The organism is Actinophytocola sp., assembly GCF_045807065.1.
Lineage (GTDB): Bacteria > Actinomycetota > Actinomycetes > Mycobacteriales > Pseudonocardiaceae > Actinophytocola.
Window position 1 is genome coordinate 1 of sequence record NZ_JBJMIE010000349.1, and the last position, 25,567, is coordinate 25,567.

Below are 25,567 nucleotides of genomic sequence, written 5' to 3' on the forward strand. Positions count from 1 at the left end.
GCTGATGCTTCCACCGCCGCGCCACGCCCAACACCGCGTCCTCGTCACCGGAGAGCACCACCGAGTCCGGCCCGTTCACCGCGGCGACGTCCACGCCGGCGGTCAGGTGCTCGGCGACCTCGGCTTCGGAAGCACGCACCGCCACCATCGCCCCACCGGACGGGAGTGCCTGCATCAACCGAGCACGCGCTGACACCAACCGACACGCGTCCGGCAGCGACAACACGCCGGCGACGTGCGCGGCGGACAGCTCCCCGATCGAATGCCCCACCAGGACGTCGGGGTGCAGTCCCCAGTGCGCCAGCAGTCGAAACAGCGCCACCTCGAACGCGAACAGTCCCAGTTGGGCGAACCCGGTCCGAGTCAGGCGTTCCTCGTCACCGAACACCACGTCGGCGACCGGTGCGTCGAACTCCGCACACACCGCGTCGAACACCTCGGCGAACACCGGAAAGGCGTCGTGCAACTCACGGCCCATCCCGACCCGCTGCGAACCCTGGCCGGAGAACACGAATCCCGTCCTGCCGTCCACCACCGAACCCGCGATGACCTCCGGGTGGGGCTCGCCGGCCGCCAGCGCGGCCAGCCCATCCCGGCCGAGCACCACCGCGCGGTGGCTCAACCCTGCCCGCGTGGTCGCCATCGAGAACCCGACATCCACCGGATCCGCGGTGTCCACAAGGGACAGGAGTTGTCTGGCCCGAGCACGCAGCGCATCGGCCGATCGCGCCGACACCGGCCACAGGACCGTGTGGGATGGGCCCGCTCCGCTCACCGGCGAATCGGCCTGCACCCGGTGACTTCCCTCCCCACCCCGCTCCGCTCCCAACCTCCGCTGCTCACCCAGCCCAAACACCGACGGCCCACTCGCAGCGCCGGACTCGCCCGCTCCACTCCCCGGCGAGTCCACCCGTACCCGGTCGCTTCCCTCCTCACGCCGCTCGACGGCCCGCTCCGCTCCCAACCTTCGCTGCTCACCCAGCCCAGGCACCGGTGGCCCGCTCGCAGCGTCGAACTCGCCCGCTCCGCTCACCGGCAAGTCTGCCTGCGCCCGGTGACTTCCCTCCCCGCGCCGCTCCGCTCCCGGCCTCCGCTGCTCACCCAGCCCAGACACCGACAGCCCACTCGCGGGGTGCTCGCCCGACTCCTCCAGGATGACGTGCGCGTTGGTTCCGCCGATCCCGAACGAGGACACCCCGGCTCGGCGCGGCCGGCTGGCGTCCCGCCAGTCCACGGGTTCGGTGAGCAGCGACACCGCTCCCGCTGTCCAGTCGACGTGTGGTGTCGGCGCGTCGACGTGGAGGGTGCGGGGCAGCATGCCGTGGCGCATCGCCTCGACCATCTTGATGACACCGCCGACTCCCGCGGCGGCCTGGGCGTGTCCGATGTTGGACTTCAACGACCCCAACCACAACGGACGCTCACGACCCTGCCCGTAGGTCGCCAGGATCGCCTGCGCCTCGATCGGGTCACCCAGCCGAGTGCCGGTGCCGTGTGCCTCGACGGCGTCGACCTCGCCGGGCGCCAACCCCGCATCCGCCAGTGCGGCACGGATCACCCGCTCCTGCGCCGGACCACTCGGCGCCGTCAACCCGTTCGACGCACCATCGGAGTTCACCGCCGAACCACGAACCACCGCCAACACCTGATGCCCGTGACGGCGAGCATCGGACAGTCTCTCCAACACCAGGAGGCCGACGCCTTCCGACCAGCCGGTGCCGTCCGCCGCGGCCGCGAACGACCGACAACGACCGTCCACCGACAGACCACGCTGCCGAGAGAACTCGACGAACCCCGACGGCGTCGACATCACCGCCACCCCACCAGCCAACGCCAACGAACACTCACCCCGCCGCAACGCACCCACCGCCACATGCAACGCCACCAACGACGACGAACACGCCGTATCCACCGTCACGACCGGACCCTCGAGACCGAACGTGTACGCCAACCGACCCGAGGCGACGCTGGCCGCGCTCCCGTTGCCCAGGTACGCCTCGAGTCCCTCGGGGACCACCGTGAGCCGGGACGCGTAGTCGGTGTACATGACGCCCACGAACACGCCGGTCCGGCTGCCCCGCAACGACAACGGATCCAACCCCGCGTGCTCGAACGCCTCCCACGACACCTCCAACAACAACCGCTGCTGCGGATCCGTCGCCAACGCCTCACGCGGCGAGATCCCGAAGAACCCCGCGTCGAAATCCGCGGCGTCCGACAGGAAACCACCGCCGCGCACGTAGTAGGTGCCGGGACGGTCGGGATCCGGGTCGTACAACCCGTCCAGGTCCCAGCCCCGATCGGTGGGGAACTCGCCGATCGCGTCGCCGTCGGCCTCGACCAGCCGCCACAGCTCGTCCGGCGAACCGACGCCGCCGGGGTACCGGCAACCCATCCCGACGATCGCCACCGGCTCCGTTGCCCGGGCCTCCACCTCGCGCAACCGTTGTCGTGTCCGCTTCAGGTCCGCGGTGACCCGCTTCAGGTAGTCCCGGAGCTTGGCTTCGCTGTCGGTCATGACAGGCCCAGCTCGTTGTCGATCAACTCGAACATCTCGTCGTCCGTGGCGGACGCCAGCACGTCGCCGTCCGAGTCGACCTCGCACCGGCGCAGCAGCACGCGCAGGCGGGCCGCGACGGTCTCCCGGTCCTCCGCCGCGGTGTCGAGGGCCGCGGCGACCTGGTCCAGCGCGGTGAACAGCGGCGACGTGTCCGCCGCCGGCACCAGCTCGGCGTCGAGGTAGGCGGTCAGCGCCTTCGGGTTCGGGTGGTCGAACACCAACGTCGCCGGCAGCCGCAGGCCCACGGCCGCGCCGAGGCGGTTGCGCAGCTCCAGTGCGGTCAACGAGTCGAAGCCCAGGTCGCGGAACGAGTTCTCGTCGCTGACGGACGAAGGCTCGTCGTGGCCGAGCACGTCGGCCACGGTGGTCCGGACGAGCCGGAGCAGGATGCGGCCTCGCTCCTCGGCCGACCGGCCCGCCAGCTGGTCGGTCACCGAGTCCACATGCGACGGTCGCCGGCCGGGTGTGCGCAGCAGCCCCCGCAGTACCGGTGGCGCGTCGTCGGCGGGCCGGGACAGGTCCAGGTTGGCCGGCGCCACGAGCGGTGCGTCCGTGGCGAGCGCGGCGTCGAACAGCCGCAGCCCGTCCTGTACGGACAGTGGCCGCATGGCGAGCCGGCGGATCCGCCGCACGTCGTCGGGATCCAGGTGCTCGGTCATGCCGCTCGGCTGCGCCCACAGCCCCCATGCGACGGATCGGGCCGGTAGCCCTGACGCGACTCGATGCTGTGCCAGCGCGTCCAGGTAGCCGTTGGCCGCCGCGTAGTTCGCCTGCCCGGGACCGCCGAGGATACCGACGATGGAGGAGAACAGCACGAACGCGGACAGGTCGTGCTCGATGGTCAGCTCGTGCAGGTGCCAGGCTGCGTCGACCTTCGGGCGCAGGACCGCGTCCAGCCGCTGGGGGGTCAGCGACTGGAGGACCGCGTCGTCGAGCACGCCGGCCGCGTGGACGACCGCGGCGAGCGGCGGGACGCCGGCGATCACCTCGGCCAGCGCCGGGCGGTCGGCCGCGTCACAGGCCACGGACGTCACCTCGGCGCCGAGGTCGGTGAGCCCCGTGCACAGGTCGGCCGGCGCGCCGCGCCTGCTCACCAACACCAGGTGGCGGACCCCGTGCTCGGCGACGAGGTGGCGGGCGATGAGCCCGCCGAGCATCCCGCCCGCCCCGGTGACCAACACCGTGCCACCGGCCAGGCTCGTGGGCGTGGCGGTGGGCTCGGGCAGCCTGACCAGCCGCGGCACCACTGCCGTCGCACCGCGCAACGCGAGCTGCGGCTCACCCGAGCCGGCGGCTCGTCCGACGGCGGCCTCGGCCGCCTCGGTGCCGTCGACGTCGACCAGCACGATCCGCCCGGGATGCTCCGCCTGGACGGATCGCACGAGCCCCCACACCGCGGCCCCGGCGAGGTCGCGCACGTCCGAGGTGACGGCGCACCGGGTCCGGACGACCAGCGGCGGCGCGTCCGGATCGGCCAGCCGCGCACGCAGCTCGGTCAGCGCCCGGTGGGTCAGCTCGCGAACCGCCTCCGGCGTACCGGAGTCCGACTCCAGCCGGAGCACGTCCGGGTCGCCGCAGGGTTCGGTGAGGTCGACGCGGGTCCACTCCACGCCGAACATCGCCCCGCCGGCCCGGAGCTGGTCCGTGGCGACGGCACGCAGGGACAGCGACTCGACGGTCACGACCGGGCGACCGGTCGCGTCGGTGGCCGTCAGCGACACGGTGTCCGCGCCGGTGGGGGTGAGCCGCACCCGCAGTGTGGTCGCCCCCGGCGCGTGCACGGTGACACCCGAGAACGCGAACGGCAGCCGCACCTCGTCGGTGTTCCCCTCGAGCAACACGGCGTGCAGGGCGGCGTCCAGCAACGCGGGGTGCAGCCCGAAGCCGCCTGGTTCGACGCCGTCCGGCAGCACCACCTCGGCGAGCACGGCGTCGTCGCGTCGCCACATGCCGGCCACGCCCTGGAACATTGGCCCGTAGCGGTAGCCGACGCCGGTCAGCCGGTCGTACAGCTCCGCCGGTTGGACGTCGCTCGGCCGGGTGGGCCAGTCGACCGGTGCGGGAGTGGTGACTGGAGCGGCGGTGGTCACCACGCCGGTGGCGTGCCTGGTCCAGTCGCCGGACACGCGGGAGTGCAGGGACACGCGCCACTGTCCCGGTTCGAGGGCGGCCAGCTCGACCTGGATGGGCACGGCCTCCCCGCTCGGCACGACCAGCGGCGCCTCCAGGACCAACTCGGCGAGGTGGTCGCAGCCGACCTCCTCCCCCGCGCGCAGGGCGAGCTCCACGAAGGCGGTGCCCGGCAGCAGAACGGTGTCCCACGCCGCGTGGTCGGCGAGCCACGGCTGCGCACGCGTCGACAACCGGCCGGTGAGCAGGACGCCCGTGCCGTCCGTCAGCGCGACCGCCGCCCCGAGCAGCGGGTGGTCCGGGTCGGTCAGGCCGGCGGCGGACACGTCACCGCGACGCGGTCCGGCGTCCAGCCAGTAGCGCCTGCGGTCGAAGGGGTAGGTGGGCAGGTCGACGAGCCGGCCGCCGGCGACTTGTGGCGACCAGTCGACGGGCGCCCCGTGCACCCAGGCCTCGGCCAGCGCCTTCAGCAACTGTGGTGGGCCGCCGTTGTCGCGGCGCAGCGTACCCAGCGCGACCGCGTCGGCGCCGGCGGCGTGGAGGCTGTCCTCGATGACCGGCGTCAGCACCGGATGCGGGCTCGTCTCGAGGAAGATCGTGTGTCCCGACCGCAGCAGCTCCTCGGTCGCCCGGCTGAGCTGGACGGGCTCACGCACGTTGCGGTACCAGTACCCCGGGTCGAACACCGCGGAATCCACCCACTCGCCGGTGACCGTGGACAGGAACGGCACCTCAGGCACCCCGGGCTCGATACCGGCCAGCAGCTCCAACAACTCCTCGCGCAACGGCTCCATCAACGGCGAATGCCCAGCACGACTGGACGCCACCCGCCGCGCCCGCACACCCAGACGATCACACTCGACGAGGAACTCCTCCAACGCGTCCCGATACCCGGACACCACCACCGATGTCGGGCTGTTCACCGCACCAACCACCAACCGACCGTCCCAACCGGACACCAACGCCTCAGCGTCCACCGGGTCCAACGACACCGACGCCATACCACCGTCCGCGCCCCGCTCCCCCATCAACCGACTCCGCAACGCCACGACCCGCATCGCGTCGTCCACCGACAACGCACCAGCCACATGCGCGGCAGCGATCTCACCCTGACTGTGCCCCACCACCGCGGCGGGAGTGACACCATGACTCCGCCACACCTCCGCCAACGACACCATCACCGAGAACAACACCGGCTGCACCACATCAATCCGGTCATACCCCGGCGCATCCGCGACACCACGCACCACATCCAGGAGCGACCAGTCGGCAAACGCACGCAACGCCCGATCACACTCGGCCATCTTCGCCGCGAACACCGCCGACGAATCCAACAACTCCACACCCATGCCCGGCCACTGACCACCCTGACCGGGAAACACGAACACCGCACGTGGTTCTGGACCGGCGACCCCGGTGGTGACCTCGGCGCCGATCCGCACCGCCCGGTGCGGCAGCGCCGCCCTGCCGGCCAGCGAGAACCCGACGTCCACCGGATGACCGTCCACAGTGTCCAGTTCATCGAGGTACGCCGCCAACGCCGGCGCCGAACGCGCCGACACCACCCATGGCACGGTGTTCGATCGGCTCGGTCCACTCGCCGGCGAGTGGGCCTGCTCCCGGTGTCCTCCCTCCCGCGCCCGCGGTTCGGGAGTGCCGACCTCGCCCGGCTCCTCCACGATGACGTGTGCGTTCGTGCCGCTGATGCCGAACGACGACACCCCGGCCCGGCGGGGACGCCCGACCTCGGGCAGGGTCACCGGCTCGGTCAGCACCGAGACCGCCCCGCTCGACCAGTCCACGTAGGGGGAGAGCTCGGCCACGTGCAGCGTGCGCGGGGCGACGCCGGCACGCAGCGCCAGCACCATCTTGATCAGACCCGCCACCCCGGCGACCGCCTGCGTGTGCCCGATGTTGGACTTGAGCGACCCCAACAACAGCGGCCGGTCCCGTCGCTGCCCGTAGGCGGCGATGAGGGCCTCCGCCTCGATCGGGTCGCCCAGTGCCGTCCCGGTGCCGTGCGCCTCCACAATGTCCACATCGGACGGTTCGAGACCGGCGGACGCCAGCGCGGCGCGGATCACCCGCTGCTGCGCCGGGCCACTCGGCGACTTCAACCCGTTCGACGCGCCGTCGGAGTTCACCGCCGAGCCGCGCAGCGCCGCCAGCACCCGGTGCCCGTTGCGGCGCGCGTCGGCCAGCCGCTCCAGCACCACGACCCCGACGCCCTCGGACCACACCGCGCCGTCCGCGCCGGCCCCGAACGCCTTGCACCGCCAGTCCGCCGCGAGCACGTCCTGCCGAAGGGACTCCAGGAACATCCCCGGCGACGGCATCACGGTGACCCCGCCGGCGAGCGCCATCGAACACTCCCCCGAGTGCAGCGACCGCATGGCGAGGTGCACCGCGACCAGCGAGGCCGAGCACGCGGTGTCGACCGTCAGCGCCGGACCCTCCAGGCCGTAGGTGTAGGCGATGCGCCCGGACGCGACGCTGGTGGTGGCGCCGGTGAGCAGGTAGCCCGCCGCGCCGGCACCGGCCTCGGACATCCGCGGGCCGTACTCCTGGGCGGTGGCACCGACGAACACGCCGGTTCGGCTGCCCCGCAGGGAAAGCGGGTCGATGCCGGCGCGTTCGAACGCCTCCCACGACGTCTCCAGCAGCACCCGCTGCTGCGGGTCCATGGCCAGCGCCTCGCGCGGTGCGATCCCGAAGAACGCGGCGTCGAAGTCACCCGCGTCGGCCAGGAAGCCGCCGCGGACCGGCACGGTCCAGCCGCGGTCCGCCGGCGGCTCGGTGATCGCGTCCCGCCCCTCGTCGACCAGCCGCCACAGGTCCTCGGGCGAGCGCACGCCGCCGGGGAGGCGGCAGGCCATCCCGACCACGGCGACGGCGTCCTGAGCCGTGGTACGGCGGACGTCGACGGGGGGTGTGCCCACCTCGCTCGCCCCGCTCCCGGTCGCCGCCTGCCACAGGTACCGGCCCAGCACGGCCGGCGTCGGCCGGTCGAACAGCACACCGGCGGGCAGCCGCAGACCGGTCGCCTCGCCCAACGCGTCACGCAGCTCGACCGAGGCCAGCGAGGAGACGCCCAACTCCTTGAACGTGAGGGTCGGATCGACGGCAGCGGCGTCCGGATAGGCCAGCACGGCGGCCACGTGCGCGCGGACGAGGTCGACGGCGCCCCGCTCCCGGTCGAACGCCACGGCTCTCGACGGCACGACCCCCGACGACAGCGTTCCCGACGACACAGTCCTCGACGGCACGGTTCTCGACGGCAGGGTGTCCGAGGCCGGGGTGCCTGACCGCGGGGTGTCGGACGGCAGAGTGTCCGAGGCCGGGGCGTCCGAGGCCGGGGTGTCGAGCGGCAGCGTGTCCGACACCGGGGCGTCCGAGGCCGGGGTGTCGAACGGCGCGTTCGGGGTGGCGGTCCCGTCGGAGGTGGCCGTGTCGAGCCAGTGCCGGGTGCGCTGGAAGGCGTAGGTCGGCAGGTGGACGCGCCTGCCGCCGGCAACGAAGGGCCGCAGGTCGACGGGCACTCCCCGCACGTGCAACCACGCCAGCGCACGGGCGAGCGCGTCGACCTCGCCCCGGTCGGCGCGCGTCGCCGCCACGGCCGGCAGGTCGCCGACCACCGCGGTCAGCACGGCGTCGGGCCCGATCTCCACGGCCGCGCCGATCTCCCGGTCCACGAGGAACCGCACCCCGTCGGCGAACCGCACGGTCCGGCGGACCTGCCGCACCCAGTACTCCGGGGCCGCGATGTCGGAGACCGTGCCGGTGACCGCGGAGACGACCGGGATCCGCGGTCGGTGGTAGGTCAGCTCGCCGGCGACCGCGGCGAACTCGTCGAGCATGGGGTCCATCCGCCGGGAGTGGAAGGCGTGCGAGACACGCAGCCGCCTGTGCTTCCACCGCCGTGCCACGTCCAGCACGGCGTCCTCGTCCCCGGACAGCACCACCGAGTCCGGCCCGTTGACCGCGGCGAGGTCCACGCCGGCCCCCAGGTGCTCGGCCACCTCGGCCTCGCGGGCCCGTACCGACACCATCGCCCCGCCGGCGGGCAGGTCCTGCATCAGCCTGCCCCGGGCGGCCACGAGCCGGCACGCGTCGGGCAGCGGGAGGACGCCGGCCACGTGTGCCGCGGCCAGCTCGCCGATCGAGTGCCCCAACAGGAACTCCGGCCGCACGCCGAACCACTCGACGAGGCGGAACAGCGCCACCTCGAACGCGAACAAGCCGGGCTGGGTGAGCTCCGTGCGGTCCAGGCCGTCCCGGTCGCCGAACACCACGTCCCGCACGGGGAGGTCGAACTCCGCGCACACCGCGTCGAACGCCTCGGCGAACACCGGGAACGCGCGGTACAGCTCGCGCCCCATGCCCACCCGCTGCGACCCCTGGCCGGAGAACAACAGCGCCACCGGTCCGGTGCCCGTGGAGCCGGTGATCACGTCGCGGTGCGGCCGGTTCGCCGCGAGCGCCGCGAGCGACTCCCGACCGAACACCACCGCCCGCTCACGCATCGCCGCACGCGTCGTGAGCAGCGAGTGACCGACGTCGACCGGATGCACCTCACTATCCACAGTGGACAGAAGGCGGGCGGCCTGTGCCCGCAGCGCCTCCCGCGACCGGGCCGACACGACCCACGGCACCACGCCGAGGCCGCCCGCCGGCTCGGGGGCGGCGTCCGGCACGGGAGCGGCGGCGACCACGACGTGGCAGTTGGTGCCCCCCATCCCGAACGACGACACCCCGGCGAGCACGGTCTCGCGGGGCCACGGCGTGGTCCGGGTCTGCACCCGCAACCCCAGGTCCGCCAGCGGGATCTGCGGGTTCGGGGCGGCGAAGTTCAGGCTCGGCGGTATCTCGCGGTGGGCCACGGCCAGCGCCGTCTTGATCAGTCCCACGACGCCGGCGCCCGCCTCGAGGTGACCCACGTTCGTCTTGGCCGACCCCACCAGCAGCGGTTCGGTGCGGCCGGCGCCGAACACGGCACCCAGCGCCGCGGCCTCGACCGGATCGCCGACCCGGGTTCCGGTGCCGTGCAGTTCGACGTAGTCCACGTCGAGCGCCGACACCCCGGCGGCGGCGTGCGCCAGCCGCAGCACCCGCTCCTGGCCGTTGCGGTCCGGCACGGTCAGCCCGGCGCGCTCGCCGCCACCGGCACCGTCCGCGGCCACCGCGCTGCCCAGGATCACGCAGTACACCCGATCGCCGTCGGCCACCGCGCGGGACAGCGGTTTGAGCACGACCAGCCCGCCACCCTCGCCGCGCACGTAGCCGTTCGCCCGTGCGTCGAACGTGTAGCAGCGACCGTCCGGCGACAGCGCGCCGAAGCCGGCGGCGGCGGCCGCGCTCTCCGGCGCCAGGTTCAGGTTCACCCCACCGACGAGCACCACCTCGGACTCCGCGGCCCGGAGGCTCTCACAACCCAGGTGCACCGCGACGAGTGCGGCGGACTGTCCTGAGTCGACGGTCAGGCTCGGACCGGTCAGGTCCAGGAAGTAGGACAGCCGGTTGGCGATGATCGAGCGGTTCAGCCCGGTGAGCGTGTGCTCGCCGATCTCGCGCCGCCGGTGGTGCAGCGTCGCGTAGTCGTCCCAGGTGGCGCCGACGAAGACGCCCACCGGTCGGCCGGCGAGCCGGTCCGGCGCGATGCCCGCGTCCTCCAGCGCCTCCCAGCCCAGTTCCAGCACGAGCCGCTGCTGCGGATCCATGCTCGCCGCTTCCCGTGGCGAGACGCCGAAGAACGCCGCGTCGAACTCCTCGACGTCGTCCAGGAACCCGCCGTGACGGGCTCGCTCGTCCGCGGGCCGCCAGCGGTGCGCCGGGACCTCGGTGATCGCGCTGGTCCCCGTGCACAGCAGCCGCCAGAACGCGGCCGGATCGGCGGCTCCCGGCAGGCGGCAGGCGAGACCGACGACCGCAACGGCGTTCTCGCGTTCACGCACCACGCCGGTTCCCCTTTTCGTCGTCACTCGTTCACGATGTTTGTGCACGTGTTCAGGGGGGCCAACCCCTAAATCACCCGTAGTCCCCCTACGTGGGGTCGAGAACGGTTTCGAGGAAACCGAAATGCCTCCAGTCTGGTCAGGACGACTCATGGGAGGGCGCATATGGAACCGTTCCGGTTCGGCGTTGTCATGCACGCCATCGGCGGCAAGGAGGAATGGTCGGACAAATGCCGCGAGGCGGAAAGGCTCGGCTATGACGTCATACTCGTGCCGGACCACCTCGGCATCCCGTCGCCGTTTCCCGCGATGACGGCCGCGGCCGCGGTGACCGAGCGGACACGGGTCGGCTCGTTCGTCCTCAACACGTCGTTCCACAACCCGACACTGCTCGCCAGGGACGTCGCGACCACCGACCAACTCACCGGCGGCCGGCTCGAGGTCGGTCTCGGTGCTGGGCACCGGAAAGAGGAGTTCGCGGCCACGGGAATCCCCTGGCGGCCACTCACCGAGCGGATCGACCACCTGGAAAGAACGATCGAAGAGATGTCCAGGCTGTTCGCCGACGAGGCGCACAACCCAAAACCGGTGACGCGTCCCCGGCCCCCGTTGTTCATCGGCGGCAACAGTGACCAAATGCTCACGCTGGCCGCGCGGCATGCCGACGTACTCGGGCTCAGCTCACTGGTGAAGGCGGCCAATCCGCAGGGTTTTCGAATTCTCGACGCCGAGACGATCGACGAGCGGGTCGCGTATTTCCGGGCGGCGGCCGGTGACCGGCACGTCGAGCTGAACATGCTCGTGCGGGACGTCGTCGTCACACCGGACCGCGAGGCGACGGCGCGTCAGTGGCTGGCGCAGGTACCGGACCTCGACCTCGACCAGTTCCTGGCGGCACCGGCGGTGCTGGTGGGCTCGGTCGACGAGATCGCGGAGCAGGTGCGCGGGTGGCGTGAGCGCTTCGGCTTCACCTACCTCGCCGTGCACGAGTTCCGGATGGCCTCCTTCGGCCCGGTGCTGGAGGCACTCGCCGGCGAGTAGCCGGCGGGGTCCGGCCGGCGCTTCCCCGCTGTCACAACGGCGTCACAACGGGGAAGCGCCGGCCCGGAAGGCTCAGCTGATCGCGTTGTACTCGGTCCAGCCCCGCGCCACCACCGCCGGTTCGGCGAACACGGCAGCCGGGTCGGCGGGGTCGAACCGTCCGGTGTGGACGTGCGCGTACAGCGTGCCGTCCTCGTGCAGCGCGAGCAGGTCGGGCCGCCCGTCACCGGTGACGTCGGTGACGCTGATGATCGTCGCCTGGTCCCAGCCGGTGCCGATCCGGTGCCAGGTGCCGCCGTCGTTCGTCTCGTCGCCCGTCGGCTCCAGTGCGGAGAGGTCGCCGTTCGGGTGCAGCACCAGGAGGTCGACCTCGCCGTTGCCGGTGACGTCCGTGGCGCCGACCGGGATGTCGTCCTCGCCGATCACCGCGAACCGGTAGGGGTCGCCGAAGCTGTTGGTGCCGTCGACCGACCCGTTGAACGGCACCACGTCGATCAGCCTGCCGCCCACCTGGCGGCCGATGATGTCGGTCTTGCCGGTGCCGCGCAGGTCCACGATGGCGATCGTGTCGTAGACGATGTCCGGCCGCTTCCCACCGACGTGCACCGGTTCGGCGAACGTGGCCAACCCGTTCATGCCGTCCTTGTTCAGGTAGATGTAGCCCTGCTCCTCGATGGTCAGGGTGAACATGTCCGCGTACCCGTTGCCGGTGAAGTCGGCGGCCCCCACCCACAGGTGGAAGTCGGCGGCGAACCCGGTACCCACGAGCACCGGTTCGGCGTAGGTGTTCAGCCCGTCGAGCCGGCCGGTGTTGGGATGGACGAACAGCTCCCCGGTTCGCACGTTGCGGGTCAGCAGATCCTTCCTACCGTTACCCGTGAACGATCCGGACCGTCCGGTGTAGGTCAGCACTATCGAACCTCCTCGACTAGCGTGCCGGCGGGTGTTCCGAGACGGAGGAAGTCGGCGAGTTCGGCCGGGGTCGGCCGGGTGAACAGCTCGGCCAGTTCCAGGCGTGGCCCGAGTTCCTCCTCGATGCGTTGCATCAACATGGCGGCGGTCAGGGACTGGCCTCCGCTGGTGAAGAAGTTCGACTGCGCGGTCAGGTCGTCCCTGCGCAGCACCTCCCGCCACAGCCGCACCAGGCCGGCGGTCAGCTCGTCCGGACCATCCGGATCGTTCGGTCCCGGTCGGTGCGCGTCCGGTCGGCTCGCGGCCCGTTCGTCCAGGACCCGCAGCAGGGCCAGGTGGTCCACCTTGTGGTTCCCCGTGGTGGGCAGCTCCGCCAGGCGGACGAACTCGCTCGGCACCGCGGCGGCGGGCAGGGCCCGCCTCGCGTGCTCCCACAGGTGGTTGACGATCTCCGGCCGGTCCTCGGCGACCACGAACGCGACCAGCGCCGCGGCGGCGTCCTCGCCGACCACCACCACGGCGGCGGCGCGCACCGCGGGGTGGTCCAGCAGTACGCGTTCCACCTCGCCCAGCTCGACCCGGTTGCCGCGCAGCTTGACCTGCCGGTCGGCCCGGCCGAGGACCTCGACGGTGCCGTCCGGGCACCACTGCGCCACGTCCCCGGTCCGGTAGAACCGGCCGTGGCGGGGGTGCACGCCGAACCGTTGCCCGGTGAGGTCGGCCCGGTTGTGGTAGCCGACCGCCACCCCGGCGCCCGCGACGCACAGCTCGCCGCGCACTCCCACCGGAAGTTCCCGCCCGTCGGGCGCGGCGACGAACACCGTGGTGTTGCGGATCGGCCGGCCGACGCGGATCACGTCGTCGTCCTTGCCGATCACCCCGGAGGTGGACCAGATCGTGGTCTCCGTGGGGCCGTACACGTTGCGCAGCTCGCAGCCGGTCGCCGCGAGCCGGTGCGCCAGCGCGGGTGACAGCGGCTCGCCGCCGCACAGCACCCGCAGCCCGGAGAGCACCTCGGCGCACTCCGGCAGCACCAGCCGCCACGTGGTCGGGGTGGCCTGCACGATGTCCACCCGATGGCGGCCGACCAGGTCGGCGAGCACCCGCCCGTCGACGCGGGCCTCGTCCGGCGCGACCACCACCCGCCCACCGCACACCAGCGGCAGGAACAGCTCCAGCGCGGAGATGTCGAAGCTGAACGTCGTCAGCCACGCCACGGCGTCGGTCGTGGCGCCCAGCTCGGCGCGGAAGTGCTCGACCAGGTTGGCCACGCTGCCGTGCGCGACCAGGGTGCCCTTCGGCCGGCCGGTGGACCCCGAGGTGTAGATGAGGTACGCGGGATCGCCGGCCGCGGGAACCACCACCGAGTCGTCCACAGTGGACGACACGGGTGCCGGCAGTTCCAGCCGCGTGACACCGTCGCGCGTGCGCAGCCGCGACCCGGCGTCGACGAGCACCGCGACGGCACCGGAGTCGGCGAGTTGGTGGGCGATGCGGTGCGGCGGGTGGTCCGGGTCGAGCGGCAGGTACACCGCGCCCGCCAGCCACACCCCGAGCGCCGCCGCGGCCAGGTCCGGACTCCGTCGCGCGCCCAGGGCGACGACGTGCCCGGCGGCCACGCCCGCGTCGGCGAGCATGCGGCGCACCGCGCACGCCGCCGCCCACAGGCGCCGGTAGGTCACGGTCACCTCGCCGCTCTCGACGGCCACCGCGTCGGGCGACTCGGCCACCCGGCGGCGCACCGCGTCCACCACGGTGCCCGGGCCGGCGTCGGCGGTGGTGTCGTTGGCGGCGTCGATCACGGCGTGGTCGTGTTCGCTCCACAGCCGCACGTCGCGCACCGGCCGGCGCGTGTCGGCGCCGAGGGAGACGAGCAGCCGGTCGTAGCGGGCCAGCAGGGCGTGGACCTGGTCGCGGGTGAACACGTCGGTGCTGAACACCGCGCGCAGCCTGATGTCCGCCGCGCCGGACAGGACGAAGAACTCCAGGTCGAACTTGCTGTAGGGGATCTCGACCACCAGCGGGGTCGCGGTCAGCCCGCCGATGGTGAACTCGCCGAGGTCCACGCCGGGCACGTAGTTGAACACGTGCCGGAACAGCGTGTTCCGCCAGGAGCCCCCGTCCCGGGCCACCTCGGCGTACAGGTTGTCCACCGGCACGTCGGCGTGCGCGATGGCCTCCAGGAACGCCGAGGACGCCCGCTCGACGAGGGTGCGGAAGTCCTGGTCGAGGTCGACCTCGCCGCGCAGCGGCACGACGTTGACGTGGTAGCCGACAGCGCGCTCGTGCCTGCGCCCGCGGGTGTTGACCATCGTGCCCACCGCGAGGTCGGGACCGGCGCCGTGCGCGGCGAGCAGCACGTTGTACGCGGCGAGCAGGATCACGGCCTCGGAGGTGTTCAGCTCGGTGCGCAGCCGCCGCACCACCTCCCGCGCCGGCGCCGACAGCCCGACGGTGACCTGGTCGCCCGCGAGGGTCGCGCCGGCGGCGTCCTGCCGGCCGCACCACAGGTCGAGCCGATCCGGCTGGAAGCCGCGCAGCCGCTCGCGCCAGTACTCGACACCGGCGGTGCTCGGCTCCGCCTCCCGCAGCGCGGGAACCGTCCCGGTCAGCTCGGCGGGGGCTGCGCCGCCGGCGGCGAACGCGTCGTAGGCGGCCACCAGCTCGCCGAGCAGGATGCCGCCGGAGATCGTGTCGAAGATCAGGTGGTGCACGGTCAGGCACACCACGTCCCCGTCGGGTGCCGAGAAGTGACCGACGCGCAGCACCGGGGCGCCGTCGAAGCGGAACGGCTCGGCGACGAACGCCGCCAGGTCGGCGCGCATCGCCGTCGGGTCCGCCGGCAGCCGGCCGGTGCGGACCTCGACCTCGACCTCGGCGAGCACCTGCCGCGTCAGGCCCGCCGCGGTGCCGAGGAAGGTCGTGCGCAGCACCTCGTACCGGCGCAGCAGCAACCGCATCGCGTCGCGCACCGCCGCCGGCCGCAACCGGCCGGCGACCCGGAACGTGAAGGACAGGTTGTTCACCCCGGTGTCGGGCAGCAGTTTCTCCAGCAGCCACAACGCCTCTTCCTTGCGGGTGGCCGTCTCGGGTGCCGCCATCTGTGGTGTCCCCTAAAGGTGTTCGGCGACCGCTCTGACCACGTCAGGGTCGCGCAGCAGGTCGGCGTGTTCGATGTCGAAGCGGATCTCGCGGTCCACCAGACCGGCCCGCTCCTCGGGCGGCACCAGGTTCAGCCCGTTCGTCCGAGTGCGGGAGCTGATCGCGGTGGCCCCGCGGAAGCCGGCGCTGGCGTCGATCGTCGCCGCGGCCACCAGGTAGGACATGAACGCGGCGACCGTGTCGACGAAGTCGGCCCGCCGCACGGCGTCCAGCCGGGCCCGGTCGAACGCCACCGCCGCCACCCGCCGGAACACCTCCAGCAGCCGCCGCCCCAGCTCCGGCAGGTCGGTGGTCTGCTCGCTGACCCGCTGGCCCGCACGCTGGGCCTCGGTCACCTCGTCGGGGGTCAGCACCACGCCGAGGCCGTCGATGACCTTGTGGAACTGCCAGTACACGGTGATGGCGTTCGGTGCCTCGGGGTCGAACAGCAGCAACGTCGGCCGCTTCCCCGGGTCACCGCCGGCGATCCGGTCGGCCAGTGCCGCGGCGTACACGCTGCCGGCGCAGAACCCGAGCACCGCCCGCACCGGACGGTCGCCGACCTCGGCGTACCACCGGTCCACGTAGTCGGTCCCGCTCATCCCGGTCTCGGCACCCTTGACCGGCGGCACGGTCTCCCAGACGGGCAGGTCGCGGGGCAGCTTCCCGACCAGGTCGGTGAACCCGGCCTCGGGGCGGCCGGTGAAGGGGTAGTCGACGGCGAGGACGACGGCCGCGGCGCTGTCCCCGATGTCGGTCAACGGTGTCCACGCCGCGGTCGTCGTCATGGCGCCTCCAGTCGGTCGGTCGACGTCGGTCAGTACAAGCTGGGCGGCCCGTCGCCGAGGCGGAAGCTGGCCTGCTGCAGGCGGCCGAAGCACGAGCCGAACACACCCGGGATCACCGACTTCTCGCCGACCTCCTCCAGCATGCCCGGCAGCGCGAAGAGCCCGGCGTGGTCGGAGGTCAGCCCCTTGCGGAAGGCGAGGCGGATGTGCATGGTGACCGACTCCGTGTCCGGCAGCGGCACGGTGCCGTCGGGCTTGCTCAGGATGTCGCCGTCGGGCCCGCGCAGGGTCGACGCGATGTGCACGCCTCCCTCGATCGGGTACTGCGGCTCCCAGCAGTCCTTCGGGTCCTGCTCCTGCCACTGCGCCCGGCTGACCTTGTAGAACAGCCGGAAGTCGTTCCTCGTGACGTCCTTGCGGTCGGAGAACCAGACCACGAAGTTGAGTGCCGAGTCCGCGTACCCGTACCGGCCGCGGTTGATGTAGCAGGCGGTGAACTCGTAGGTCTCGCCCGGCGTGATCACCGCGGGTACCCCGATGAAGTCCGCCATCACGTCGTCATTGACCCGGTAGCCCTTGTACACGCGGTACTTCGGGGCAGGGGTGACCGTTGCGGTCATCTGTGTTTCTCCTCAGGATGGAATTTCACTGCTGGGAACAGCTGTCACGGGCCGAACCACCGGGACAGGGACGCGGCGAGCCGGTCCAGGTCGGCCACGCCTCCCGCCCAGCACACGTAGCCGTCCGGCCGCACCAACACGGCGTCGGCGTCGATCTCCTCGTCGGTGCCGCCCGGCACCAGGCGAACCCGGTCCGCCCAGTCGTCGAGCAGGGCGTCGGCGACCTCGCCGCCCCCGCCGAAGTCGAGGAACAACCCGCGGCCGTCGCGCATCAGGTGGTAGGCCCGGACCGGGCCGCCGGCGGTGCGCAGGTCGAGGTCCGGGAGCCGGGTGCCGGCCAGCGGATGGTCCTCGTCGGGCATCGGGTACCGCACGCCGAGGCCGGACACCGCGCCGGCGAGGTGGGTGTTCGTTTCGGGGAGCCGCACCAGGTCGACCAGGATCTCCCGCAGCGGAGCCAGTTCCGGGCCGTCGCCCAGCAGGGCGAACTGGGCTCGCGCCTCGCGGATCAGGTATGCGGCCACCGGGTGGCGTTCGGTCTGGTAGGTGTCCAGCAGCCCGTCCGGCGCGGTGCCGTTGACCCGCGCGGCCAGCTTCCAGCCGAGGTTGAACGCGTCCTGGATGGCGAGCGTCATCCCCTGCCCGCCCAGCGGCACCACGACGTGCGCGGCGTCGCCGACCAGGAACACCCGGCCGTCGCGGTAGTCGTCGACCTGCCGGCAGGTGTCGGTGAACCGCGACGCCCAGCGGATCTCCTTGACCTCCAGGTCGACCCCGCAGGCCGCCTCGATCGCGGCGCGGACCTCGGTGTCGGTGACCTCGCTGTGCCGGTCGGTGGTGGCCGCGCAGGAGAAGCTCAGGCGGTGCACACCGTCCTCGAGCCCGCGCAGCGAGAACATCAGCCGCTCACCGCCCGAGAGGATCAGGCCGGCGAGGCTGTTGCCCGGCATGAGCCGCAGCAACCCCTTGCGCTCGTCCGGGATCTCCGCGTACCACTCGGCGGGAGACCTGCTCAGCACCACGTCGGCGGCGACGAAGACCTGCTTGCCGTCGACGCCGGGGAACGGCGTGCCCGTCGACTTGCGCACCGTGCTGCGCCCGCCGTCGCAGCCGACCAGGTACCGGGCGCGGATGGTGCGCTCACCGGCGGGGGTCGCCACCGTCGCGGTCACGCCCTCGTCGTCCTGCGCCACGGCCAGGAGCCGGTGCGCCCAGCTCACCGCGCCGCCGAGCTCGGCGAGGCGGTTCTCCAACGCCGTTTCCACCCGCCACTGCAGCACCCCGAGCTGGTAGGGGTACCGCGTGCGGAAGGGGGCGCAGTCCAACGGCACCGGAATCATGCCGAAGAAGCTGTGCGGCGGATTGCCCAGCACGATCTGGTGGTCGAGCAGCGATTCCAGCAGGCCCCGGGAATCGAGCACCTCCGCGGTCCTGGGGTGCAGGTTCAACGCCTTGGACGCGGTGTCCCGGCCGGTCACGGCCTCCAACACGACCGGGCGGACACCGCAAAGAGCCAGCTCGGTCGCCAGCACCAGCCCCGCCGGCCCCGCGCCGACCACGATCACATCGGTGTCCATAACCATTCCTGTTTGTCCGTCTCCTCTGTACTTCGAACGTTATTCACGTCCGTTCCAGCGAATCACCAGGCGAATTCAGCCTAAGGACGCCCGGATGGACGGCAGAACCCCTAGGCATCCCCTACGACCCCACCCGAACCGGGCTCCGGCGGCGATTTGTCCAATGGCGACTGGAGTCCGTGCAGGCACCGGGCACGCAGGTGGTCAGGATTCGAACATACGGGACATATAGCACCAAAATCTTAAACGGTTGCTGCTCTTGACCACGATCTGGCAAGAAGGTAACCAATTACTAAGAACAACTCGTTCGTGACTGTCCGTCGATCGACACCCGCCACCTACTCGCGGAGATGCCTGTGACCCTGGTCGAACGAAGTGACGAGCTCGCCGCACTCATCAAGTCGTTGGCCGATTGTCATCGTGGCGCGGGCTCCGTGGTGCTCATCTCCGGCTCGGTGGCGAGCGGGAAGACCGAGTTGCTCAGCTGGTTCGCGGAACAGGCGACGGAGTCGGGTGCGTTGTTGTTGAAGGCCAACGGTTCTCGTGCCGAACGCCACTTCCCCCTCGGCGTGGTCGGCCAGCTCCTCCAGTCCGGGTCGCTGCAGGGCGACCAGGTGCAACGGCTGCGCCGGCGCCTCGGCGGCCGGACGGTCGGCGAGGATCCGGACAGCGGTGCCACGGACAGCGCGGCACTCGCCACGGCCACGCTCATCGACGAGCTCTGCCTGCCCGTGCTGGACCTCACCGAGCACTCGCCGGTCGTGATCACCGTCGACGACGTGCAGTACGCGGACCCGGCGTCCCTGCGGGTGTTGCTGTGCCTCGTGCGGCGGTTGCGTTCCGTCCCGCTGTTGATGGTGCTGACCAGGGGCACCGGACCGGAGGCGGAGCTCCCCGCGTTCAACGCCGAGCTCATCGCCCACACCCGGGCGAGCCGCATCCGGCTGGGTCTGCTGTCGGCCACCGGCGTCAACGCGGTGCTCGCCGAACGCCTCGGTGCCGAGCGGGCGGACGAGCTCACCGCCGAATGCCACGACATCACCGGCGGCAACCCGCTGCTGCTCCACGCGCTGATCGAGGACAACCTCGACGCCACAGACCCGATACCGAGGCAGCGCGGCGGCCGGATGATCGTCGGCGACGCCTTCCGCGAGGCGGTCCAGGTGTGCGTGCACCGGTGCGAGCCCGTCGTGCTGCACGGCGCCCGCGGCCTCGCGGTACTCGACAGCGCGGCCGGCCCTCGGCTGCTGCACCGGCTGATCGGCGTGAAGAGCTCGTTGGCCGACAACATCGTCCAGGTGCTGGGCGCGGCCGGTCTGACCAGGAACGGCCGGTTCGTCAGCGCCATCGCGCGGCTGGCGGTACTCGACGACATGCCGGGCGACGAACGGTCCGCGCTGTTCCTGCGGGCGGCCGAGCTGCTGCGCGCCGAGGGCGCCCCGCCGGCGGTGATCGCCGAACACCTGGTCGCCTCCGGCCACAGCTGCCCGCCCTGGGGGATCCGGGTCCTGTGCACCGCGGCCGACCAGGCACTCGCGGAGGACCGGACGGGCACCGCGCTCGAACAGCTCAGGCTGGCCGAGCAGTCCTGCACCGACCCGACGTCACGGGCGATGATCGACATCGCGCTCGCCCAGACGGAGTGGCGGATGAACCCCGCCGCGGTGATGGTTCGCCTGCCGCGGCTGCTCTCGGCGTTCGCGGACGGCCACCTCGGCGCCGCCGAGGTCACCTTCCCCATCAACTACCTGCTCTGGCACGGCCGGTTCGACGAGGCCGCCCCGGCGATCGAACTGCTCACCAGCCGCGTCGACGAGCAGACCAGGCCCTATGTGCACGCCTTCCACCTGTGGCTCGCGTCGTCGTACCCGACCATGCTGGCGCACCTGCCACAGGACCCGGTTCGGCTCGACGACTCGGCGGCCGTGCAGGACACGGTCACCATGGACGGCCGGCTCCGCGCGCCGGCGACAGTGGCCACCGTCCTGCGGTTCGGGCCGCGCGGGCACGTCGTGACCGAGGCCGAACGGGTGCTGCAGGGGTGCCGGCTCGACCAGACCACCGTCCAGTCGGTGCAGCTCGCACTGCTCGCGTTGATGTACGCCGACAACCAGGACAAGGCGGCCCACTGGTGCGACCTGCTGCTCGCGGAGGCGTCGGCCCGGCACGCTCCCTCGTGGCACGGCATGTTCGCCGCGGTGCGTGCCGAGATCTCGCTGCGCAAAGGAGATCTGCCGGCGGCCGAGTCGCATGCCAGGTCCGCCCTGTCGCTGATCTCCGCGCACGGGTGGGGAGTGGCGATCGGCGCCCCGCTCGGCGCACTGGTGCACGCCGTCACCGCGATGGGCAACTACGACCAGGCGGCCAAGGCGCTCATGGTGCCGGTACCGCAGGCGATGCTGCAGACCCGCTGGGGGCTGGGGTACCTGTACGCCCGCGGCACGTACCACCTGGCCGTCAACCAGCTGCAGGCCTCGTTGAGCGACTTCCTCACCTGCGGTGAGCGCATGATGGAGTGGAACATCGACCTGCCCGCGCTGGTCCCGTGGCGCAGCGAGGCCGCTCACGTGTACGTGCGGCTCGGCCAGGAGACGCAGGCCAGGAAGCTGGCGAAGGCACAGCTCGACCGGCCGGGCGCCCAGCGGTCCAGGACACACGGGATCTCGCTGCGCGCGCTCGCCGCGTGCACCGAGCTCCGGCGCAGGCCGCACCTGCTGAAGAAGGCGAGCGAGGAGCTGCACGCCAGCGGCGACAAGCTCGAGTTCGCCCGGACACTCGCCGACCTCGGTGACACCTACCACCTGCTCGGCGACACGGAACGGGCCCGCATGACGGTACGCAGGGCCCTGCACATCGCCAAGGAGTGCCATTCGGAGTCCCTGGGCACCAGGCTGGTGCCGGAATGGATGGACCAGCCCGGCGACTCCGTCCCGGAACCGGACGGCACCGACGCGGAGCTCACCGCCCTCAGCGACGCGGAGCGCCGGGTCGCCACCCTCGCCGCGATGGGGTACACCAACCGGGAGATCGCGCGCAAGCTCTACATCACCGTCAGCACCGTGGAGCAACACCTCACCCGGGTCTACCGGAAGCTGAACGTCCACCGCAGATCGGATCTCCCACTCCAACCGAGTGCTCTCTGATCGTCCTGTCAGGACAGTCGGAAGATAGGGCCATGACAGTACGCAGGAAGGATTCACCATGCGGGTGGTGATCGCGGGCGGGCACGGGCAGATCGCGCTGCGCCTGACCCAGCTGCTCGCCGACCGCGGCGACACCGTCCTCGGTGTCGTGCGCAACCCCGACCACGTCGCGGACGTGCGGGCGGCCGGCGGCGAGGCCATCGTCCTCGATCTCGAGCACGCGGCCACCGAACAGGTGGCGGACGCGGTCAGCGGCGCGGACGCCGTGGTGTTCGCCGCGGGTGCCGGCGCGGGCAGCGGCGTGGCACGCAAGGACACCGTGGACCGCGCCGCCGCCGTGCTGCTCGCCGATGCCGCCGAGTCCGCGGGGGTCAGGCGCTACGTCCAGGTCAGCGCCATGGGGCTGGACCGTCCGGAGGACCCGCGCATGCCCGAGGTCTTCGCCGCCTACCTGCGGGCGAAAGCCGCCGCGGACGCCGACCTGATGACCCGCGATCTGGACTGGACGATCCTGAAACCCGGCGGCCTCACCAACGATCCCGCCACCGGCACGGTGACCCTCGCCGAACACGTTCCGCTCGCCATGGTCACCCGCGACGACGTGGCCGCTGTGCTCGCCGGCCTGCTCGACCGGCCGTCCACCGCCGGCAAGGTGCTGGAGTTGGTCGGCGGTGGTGTCCCGATCGACCGCGCACTCGACGAGATCGCCTGAACCCACGTGACCCGTGGTGCCGGCGCGGGTAGTGGTCGAGACCAATCACCGGACAAGGTCGCCCTGTTTCCTTGACAGGGCGGTGAATGGCCACTTGGCTGGATTCCAGGCGCTCGACAGTGTTGTCACGGGATGTCGCGCGTCCGGTCCGCAGGTCCGGATGATTGGACGCATCATGGCGCATTCCCGGTTCCGCATCCTCGTGTGGTCGTTCGTGCTCGTGCTGGCGTTGGTCAGTCCGACCCCGGCCGCCGCTGCCACCACGGCGGTGAGCGTCAACGGTGCGCTCGCGGGCCGCGCGTTCGACGGGGTGGGCGCGATCAGCGGCGGTGGCGGCAATTCGCGGTTGCTGATCGACTACCCGCCGGCGCAACGCGCGCAGATCCTCGACTACCTGTTCACACCCGGCTACGGCGCGGCGGTACAGCTGCTGAAGCTGGAGATCGGCGGGGACGCCAACTCCACCGACGGCGCGGAACCCAGCCACGAGCACGTCCGGGGTGAGGTCAACTGCGACGCCGGCTACGAGTTCTGGCTCGGCGAGCAGGCCGTCGCCCGCAATCCCGCGATCCGGCTCGTCGCGCTGCCGTGGGCGGCGCCCGGTTGGATCGGCGGCGGGAACTTCTGGTCGCAGGACATGATCGACTATGACATCTCCTGGCTGAACTGCGCGCGCCAGCACGGCCTGGCGATCGGCTACCTGGGCGGCTGGAACGAGCGCGGCCACGACAAGACCTGGTACGAGAACCTGCGGTCGGCGTTGGACGCCAACGGGTTCGGCTCGGTGCGGATCGTCGGCGACGACACCGGCTGGAACACCGCCGACGACATGCTCTCCGACAGCGCGTTCAACGCCGCCGTCGGGGTGGTCGGGTCGCACTACCCGTGCGGATACCTGTCGGACGCCACCTCGTGTGGCTCGTCGGCGAACGCGGTGGCCACCGGAAAGCCCCTGTGGGCCGCGGAGTTCGGGTCGCAGGACACCGACTCCGGGGCCGGGCCGTACATCCGCTCGATCGTCCGCGGCTACCTCGACGGGCAGCTGACCGGGTTCATGAACTGGCCGCTCATCGCCGCGCTCTACCCGACGCTGCCGTTCGGCACGGATGGCCTGGCGGTGGCGAACCAGCCGTGGTCCGGGTCCTACCGGCTCGGCCGCGAGCTGTGGGCCAACGCGCACGTCGCCCAGTTCGCGCAGCCCGGCTGGCGGTTCCTCACCGGCTCCGCCAGCGGCTACCTCGGCGGGAACCGCGCCAACGGCGGCTACGTCTCGCTGAGGTCGCCCAACAACGCCGACTACTCGACCATCTACGAGACCACCACCGCGACGGCCGCGCAGACCGTGAACGTCACGGTGTCCGGGGGCCTGAGCACCGGGGCCGTGCACGTCTGGTCGACCAACCTGGGATCGGGCAGCGCGGGTGACTACTTCGTGCGGCAGGCCGACGTGACCCCGTCCGGTGGGACGTACACCCTGACCCTGCAACCGAACCGGATCTACTCGGTCACCACGACCACGGGCCAGGGCAAGGGCACCGCCACCGGCCCCGCGCCGAGCGCGCTGCCGCTGCCCTACTCCGACGACTTCGACGGCTACACCCCGCGGCATGAGGCCAAGTACTTCGCCGACATGCAGGGCGCCTTCGAGGTGCGCCCGTGCGCGGCCGGGCGCGGCGGGCAGTGCCTGCAGCAGGTGGCGCCGGTGAAGCCCATCGAGTGGCAGGACGACAGCGACGCCTACAGCCTCGCGGGCGATCCGGGGTGGCGCGACTACGCCGTCAGCACCGATGTCGCGATGCAGCAGGCCGGCACGGTCACGCTGCTGGGACGCGCGAACACGCAGAACCGGCCACAGCGCCAGCAGGCCGCCTACCAGTTGCGGATCACCGACAGGGGCGCGTGGTCCATCGCCCGCAACAGCAGCGGCGGCGTGCTGACCACGCTCACCTCGGGCAGCCGCCCGGCACTCGGCCTGAACACCTGGCACCGGCTCACGCTGGCCTTCTCGGGCAACCAGATCACCGCGTCACTCGACGGCGGCACGCTCGGCACCGTCACGGACAACGCGTTCACCACCGGTCTCGCCGGGGTGGGCGTCGTGGGGTACCAGACCGACCTGTTCGACAACTTCAGCGTCACGCCCACCGCGCCGGGCAACCTCAGCGGTGTCCTGAAAGGACTGGAGTCCGGGCTGTGCGTGGACGTGCCCGGCGGCAACCAGACCAACGGCACCGCGGTGGCGCTCTGGGACTGCAACCGCGGCACCAACCAGCAGTGGACCGCCACCCCCGCCGGGCAGCTCACGGTGTACGGCACCACCTGCCTCGATGCGGCCGGCACCACCGACGGCTCGCCGGCCCGGATCAACGCGTGCACCGGTGCCACCACCCAGCGGTGGACGTTCAACGCCGACGGCACGGTCACCGGCTCGGGCAAGTGCCTCGACGCGACCGGCCACGGCACGACCGACGGCACGGCCATCGTGCTGTGGACGTGCAACGGCGGCGCCAACCAGAAGTGGACGCGCACGGACACCGCCGGCGTGCTGCGTGGCCAGGAGTCCGGCCGGTGCGTGGACGTGCCCGCCTTCAACCAGGACAACGGCACCCGCCCCGCCTTGTGGGACTGCAACGGCGGCACGAACCAGGCGTGGACGTCGACCGCCGGCAACCAGCTCACGGTGTTCGACACCAAGTGCCTGGACACCACGGGCAACGGCACCGCCGACGGAACGGCCGTGCAGATCTACGACTGCACCGGCGCCGCCACCCAGCAGTGGCAGATCCGAGCGGACGGGGCAGTCATCAACACGGGCTCCGGCAAGTGCCTGGACGTCACCGGCCACGGCACGGCCAACGGCACCTCGCTGGTCCTGTGGACATGCGCGGGAACTGCCAACCAGAACTGGTCCCGCGGTTGAGTTGCCAAGCCCACCTCTCGATACCCGGCGCGCCGCTCACGCCGACGTGCCGGACGTCTCCGACCGTCCACT

The 25,567-nt window shown here is 71.9% G+C and carries 11 protein-coding genes; 4 read left to right on the plus strand and 7 right to left on the minus strand.

Annotation, left to right across the window (positions count from 1 at the left end; genetic code table 11):
* Both ACJ73U_RS20320 and ACJ73U_RS20325 read right to left on the minus strand, forming a co-directional pair.
* Positions 1-2,518 (minus strand): type I polyketide synthase (locus ACJ73U_RS20320; protein ID WP_407779235.1); only part of this gene is annotated, 2,518 nt, incomplete at its 3' end.
* Complete coding sequence (locus ACJ73U_RS20325; RefSeq protein ID WP_407779236.1) at positions 2,515-10,668, minus strand: SDR family NAD(P)-dependent oxidoreductase; 8,154 nt, start codon at positions 10,666-10,668, stop codon at positions 2,515-2,517. The genes ACJ73U_RS20320 and ACJ73U_RS20325, both read right to left, overlap by 4 nt.
* A gap of 138 nt (positions 10,669-10,806) precedes the next feature.
* On the opposite strand from ACJ73U_RS20325, the gene ACJ73U_RS20330 reads away from it, so the two are divergent.
* The gene (locus tag ACJ73U_RS20330; RefSeq protein WP_407779237.1) at positions 10,807-11,682 is read left to right on the plus strand and encodes a TIGR03621 family F420-dependent LLM class oxidoreductase; all 876 of its coding nucleotides are present in this window, start codon (positions 10,807-10,809) and stop codon (positions 11,680-11,682) included.
* Positions 11,683-11,754: 72 nt separating this feature from the next.
* On the opposite strand, the gene ACJ73U_RS20335 is transcribed toward ACJ73U_RS20330, so the two are convergent.
* The 5 genes from ACJ73U_RS20335 to ACJ73U_RS20355 are packed head-to-tail and all read right to left on the minus strand — an operon-like array spanning position 11,755 to position 18,720.
* Positions 11,755-12,594, minus strand: a complete 840-nt coding sequence (locus ACJ73U_RS20335; protein WP_407779238.1) for an FG-GAP-like repeat-containing protein — start codon at positions 12,592-12,594, stop codon at positions 11,755-11,757.
* Complete coding sequence (locus ACJ73U_RS20340; RefSeq protein ID WP_407779239.1) at positions 12,594-15,695, minus strand: non-ribosomal peptide synthetase; 3,102 nt, start codon at positions 15,693-15,695, stop codon at positions 12,594-12,596. Before ACJ73U_RS20340 ends, ACJ73U_RS20335 begins: the two co-directional genes overlap by 1 nt.
* Positions 15,696-15,707: 12 nt before the next feature.
* Positions 15,708-16,523 carry a hypothetical protein gene (locus tag ACJ73U_RS20345; RefSeq protein ID WP_407779240.1) on the minus strand — a complete coding sequence of 272 codons (816 nt, stop codon included), beginning with the start codon at positions 16,521-16,523 and terminating at the stop codon, positions 15,708-15,710.
* Positions 16,524-16,552: 29 nt separating this feature from the next.
* Positions 16,553-17,143, minus strand: coding sequence for a hypothetical protein (locus ACJ73U_RS20350; RefSeq protein WP_407779241.1), 591 nt, complete (start codon positions 17,141-17,143; stop codon positions 16,553-16,555).
* A 44-nt stretch (positions 17,144-17,187) separates the two neighbouring features.
* Positions 17,188-18,720 carry an FAD-dependent monooxygenase gene (locus ACJ73U_RS20355; protein ID WP_407779242.1) on the minus strand — a complete coding sequence of 511 codons (1,533 nt, stop codon included), beginning with the start codon at positions 18,718-18,720 and terminating at the stop codon, positions 17,188-17,190.
* A gap of 350 nt (positions 18,721-19,070) precedes the next feature.
* Here ACJ73U_RS20355 and ACJ73U_RS20360 point away from each other — a divergent pair, with 350 nt between their 5' ends.
* From ACJ73U_RS20360 to ACJ73U_RS20370, 3 genes are all read left to right on the plus strand, one after another.
* Positions 19,071-21,863: an AAA family ATPase gene (locus ACJ73U_RS20360; protein WP_407779243.1), complete on the plus strand. Its 2,793-nt coding sequence runs from the start codon at positions 19,071-19,073 to the stop codon at positions 21,861-21,863.
* 58 nt (positions 21,864-21,921) lie between these two features.
* On the plus strand, positions 21,922-22,575 hold the full coding sequence (locus ACJ73U_RS20365) for an NAD(P)H-binding protein (protein ID WP_407779244.1): 654 nt from the start codon (positions 21,922-21,924) through the stop codon (positions 22,573-22,575).
* 175 nt (positions 22,576-22,750) lie between these two features.
* Entirely contained in the window at positions 22,751-25,495 is a 2,745-nt protein-coding gene (locus ACJ73U_RS20370) for a ricin-type beta-trefoil lectin domain protein (protein ID WP_407779245.1), read from the plus strand.
* Positions 25,496-25,567 lie beyond the last annotated feature (72 nt).

Excerpts from the sequence above, each read along its gene's own strand:
- ACJ73U_RS20350 (WP_407779241.1), bottom strand. The coding sequence starts at position 17,143 with ATGACCGCAACGGTCACCCCTGCCCCGAAGTACCGCGTGTACAAGGGC.
- ACJ73U_RS20365 (WP_407779244.1), top strand. The coding sequence starts at position 21,922 with ATGCGGGTGGTGATCGCGGGCGGGCACGGGCAGATCGCGCTGCGCCTG.
- ACJ73U_RS20345 (WP_407779240.1), bottom strand. The coding sequence starts at position 16,523 with ATGACGACGACCGCGGCGTGGACACCGTTGACCGACATCGGGGACAGC.
- ACJ73U_RS20355 (WP_407779242.1), bottom strand. The coding sequence starts at position 18,720 with ATGGACACCGATGTGATCGTGGTCGGCGCGGGGCCGGCGGGGCTGGTG.
- ACJ73U_RS20370 (WP_407779245.1), top strand. The coding sequence starts at position 22,751 with ATGGCGCATTCCCGGTTCCGCATCCTCGTGTGGTCGTTCGTGCTCGTG.
- ACJ73U_RS20330 (WP_407779237.1), top strand. The coding sequence starts at position 10,807 with ATGGAACCGTTCCGGTTCGGCGTTGTCATGCACGCCATCGGCGGCAAG.
- ACJ73U_RS20340 (WP_407779239.1), bottom strand. The coding sequence starts at position 15,695 with ATGGCGGCACCCGAGACGGCCACCCGCAAGGAAGAGGCGTTGTGGCTG.
- ACJ73U_RS20360 (WP_407779243.1), top strand. The coding sequence starts at position 19,071 with ATGCCTGTGACCCTGGTCGAACGAAGTGACGAGCTCGCCGCACTCATC.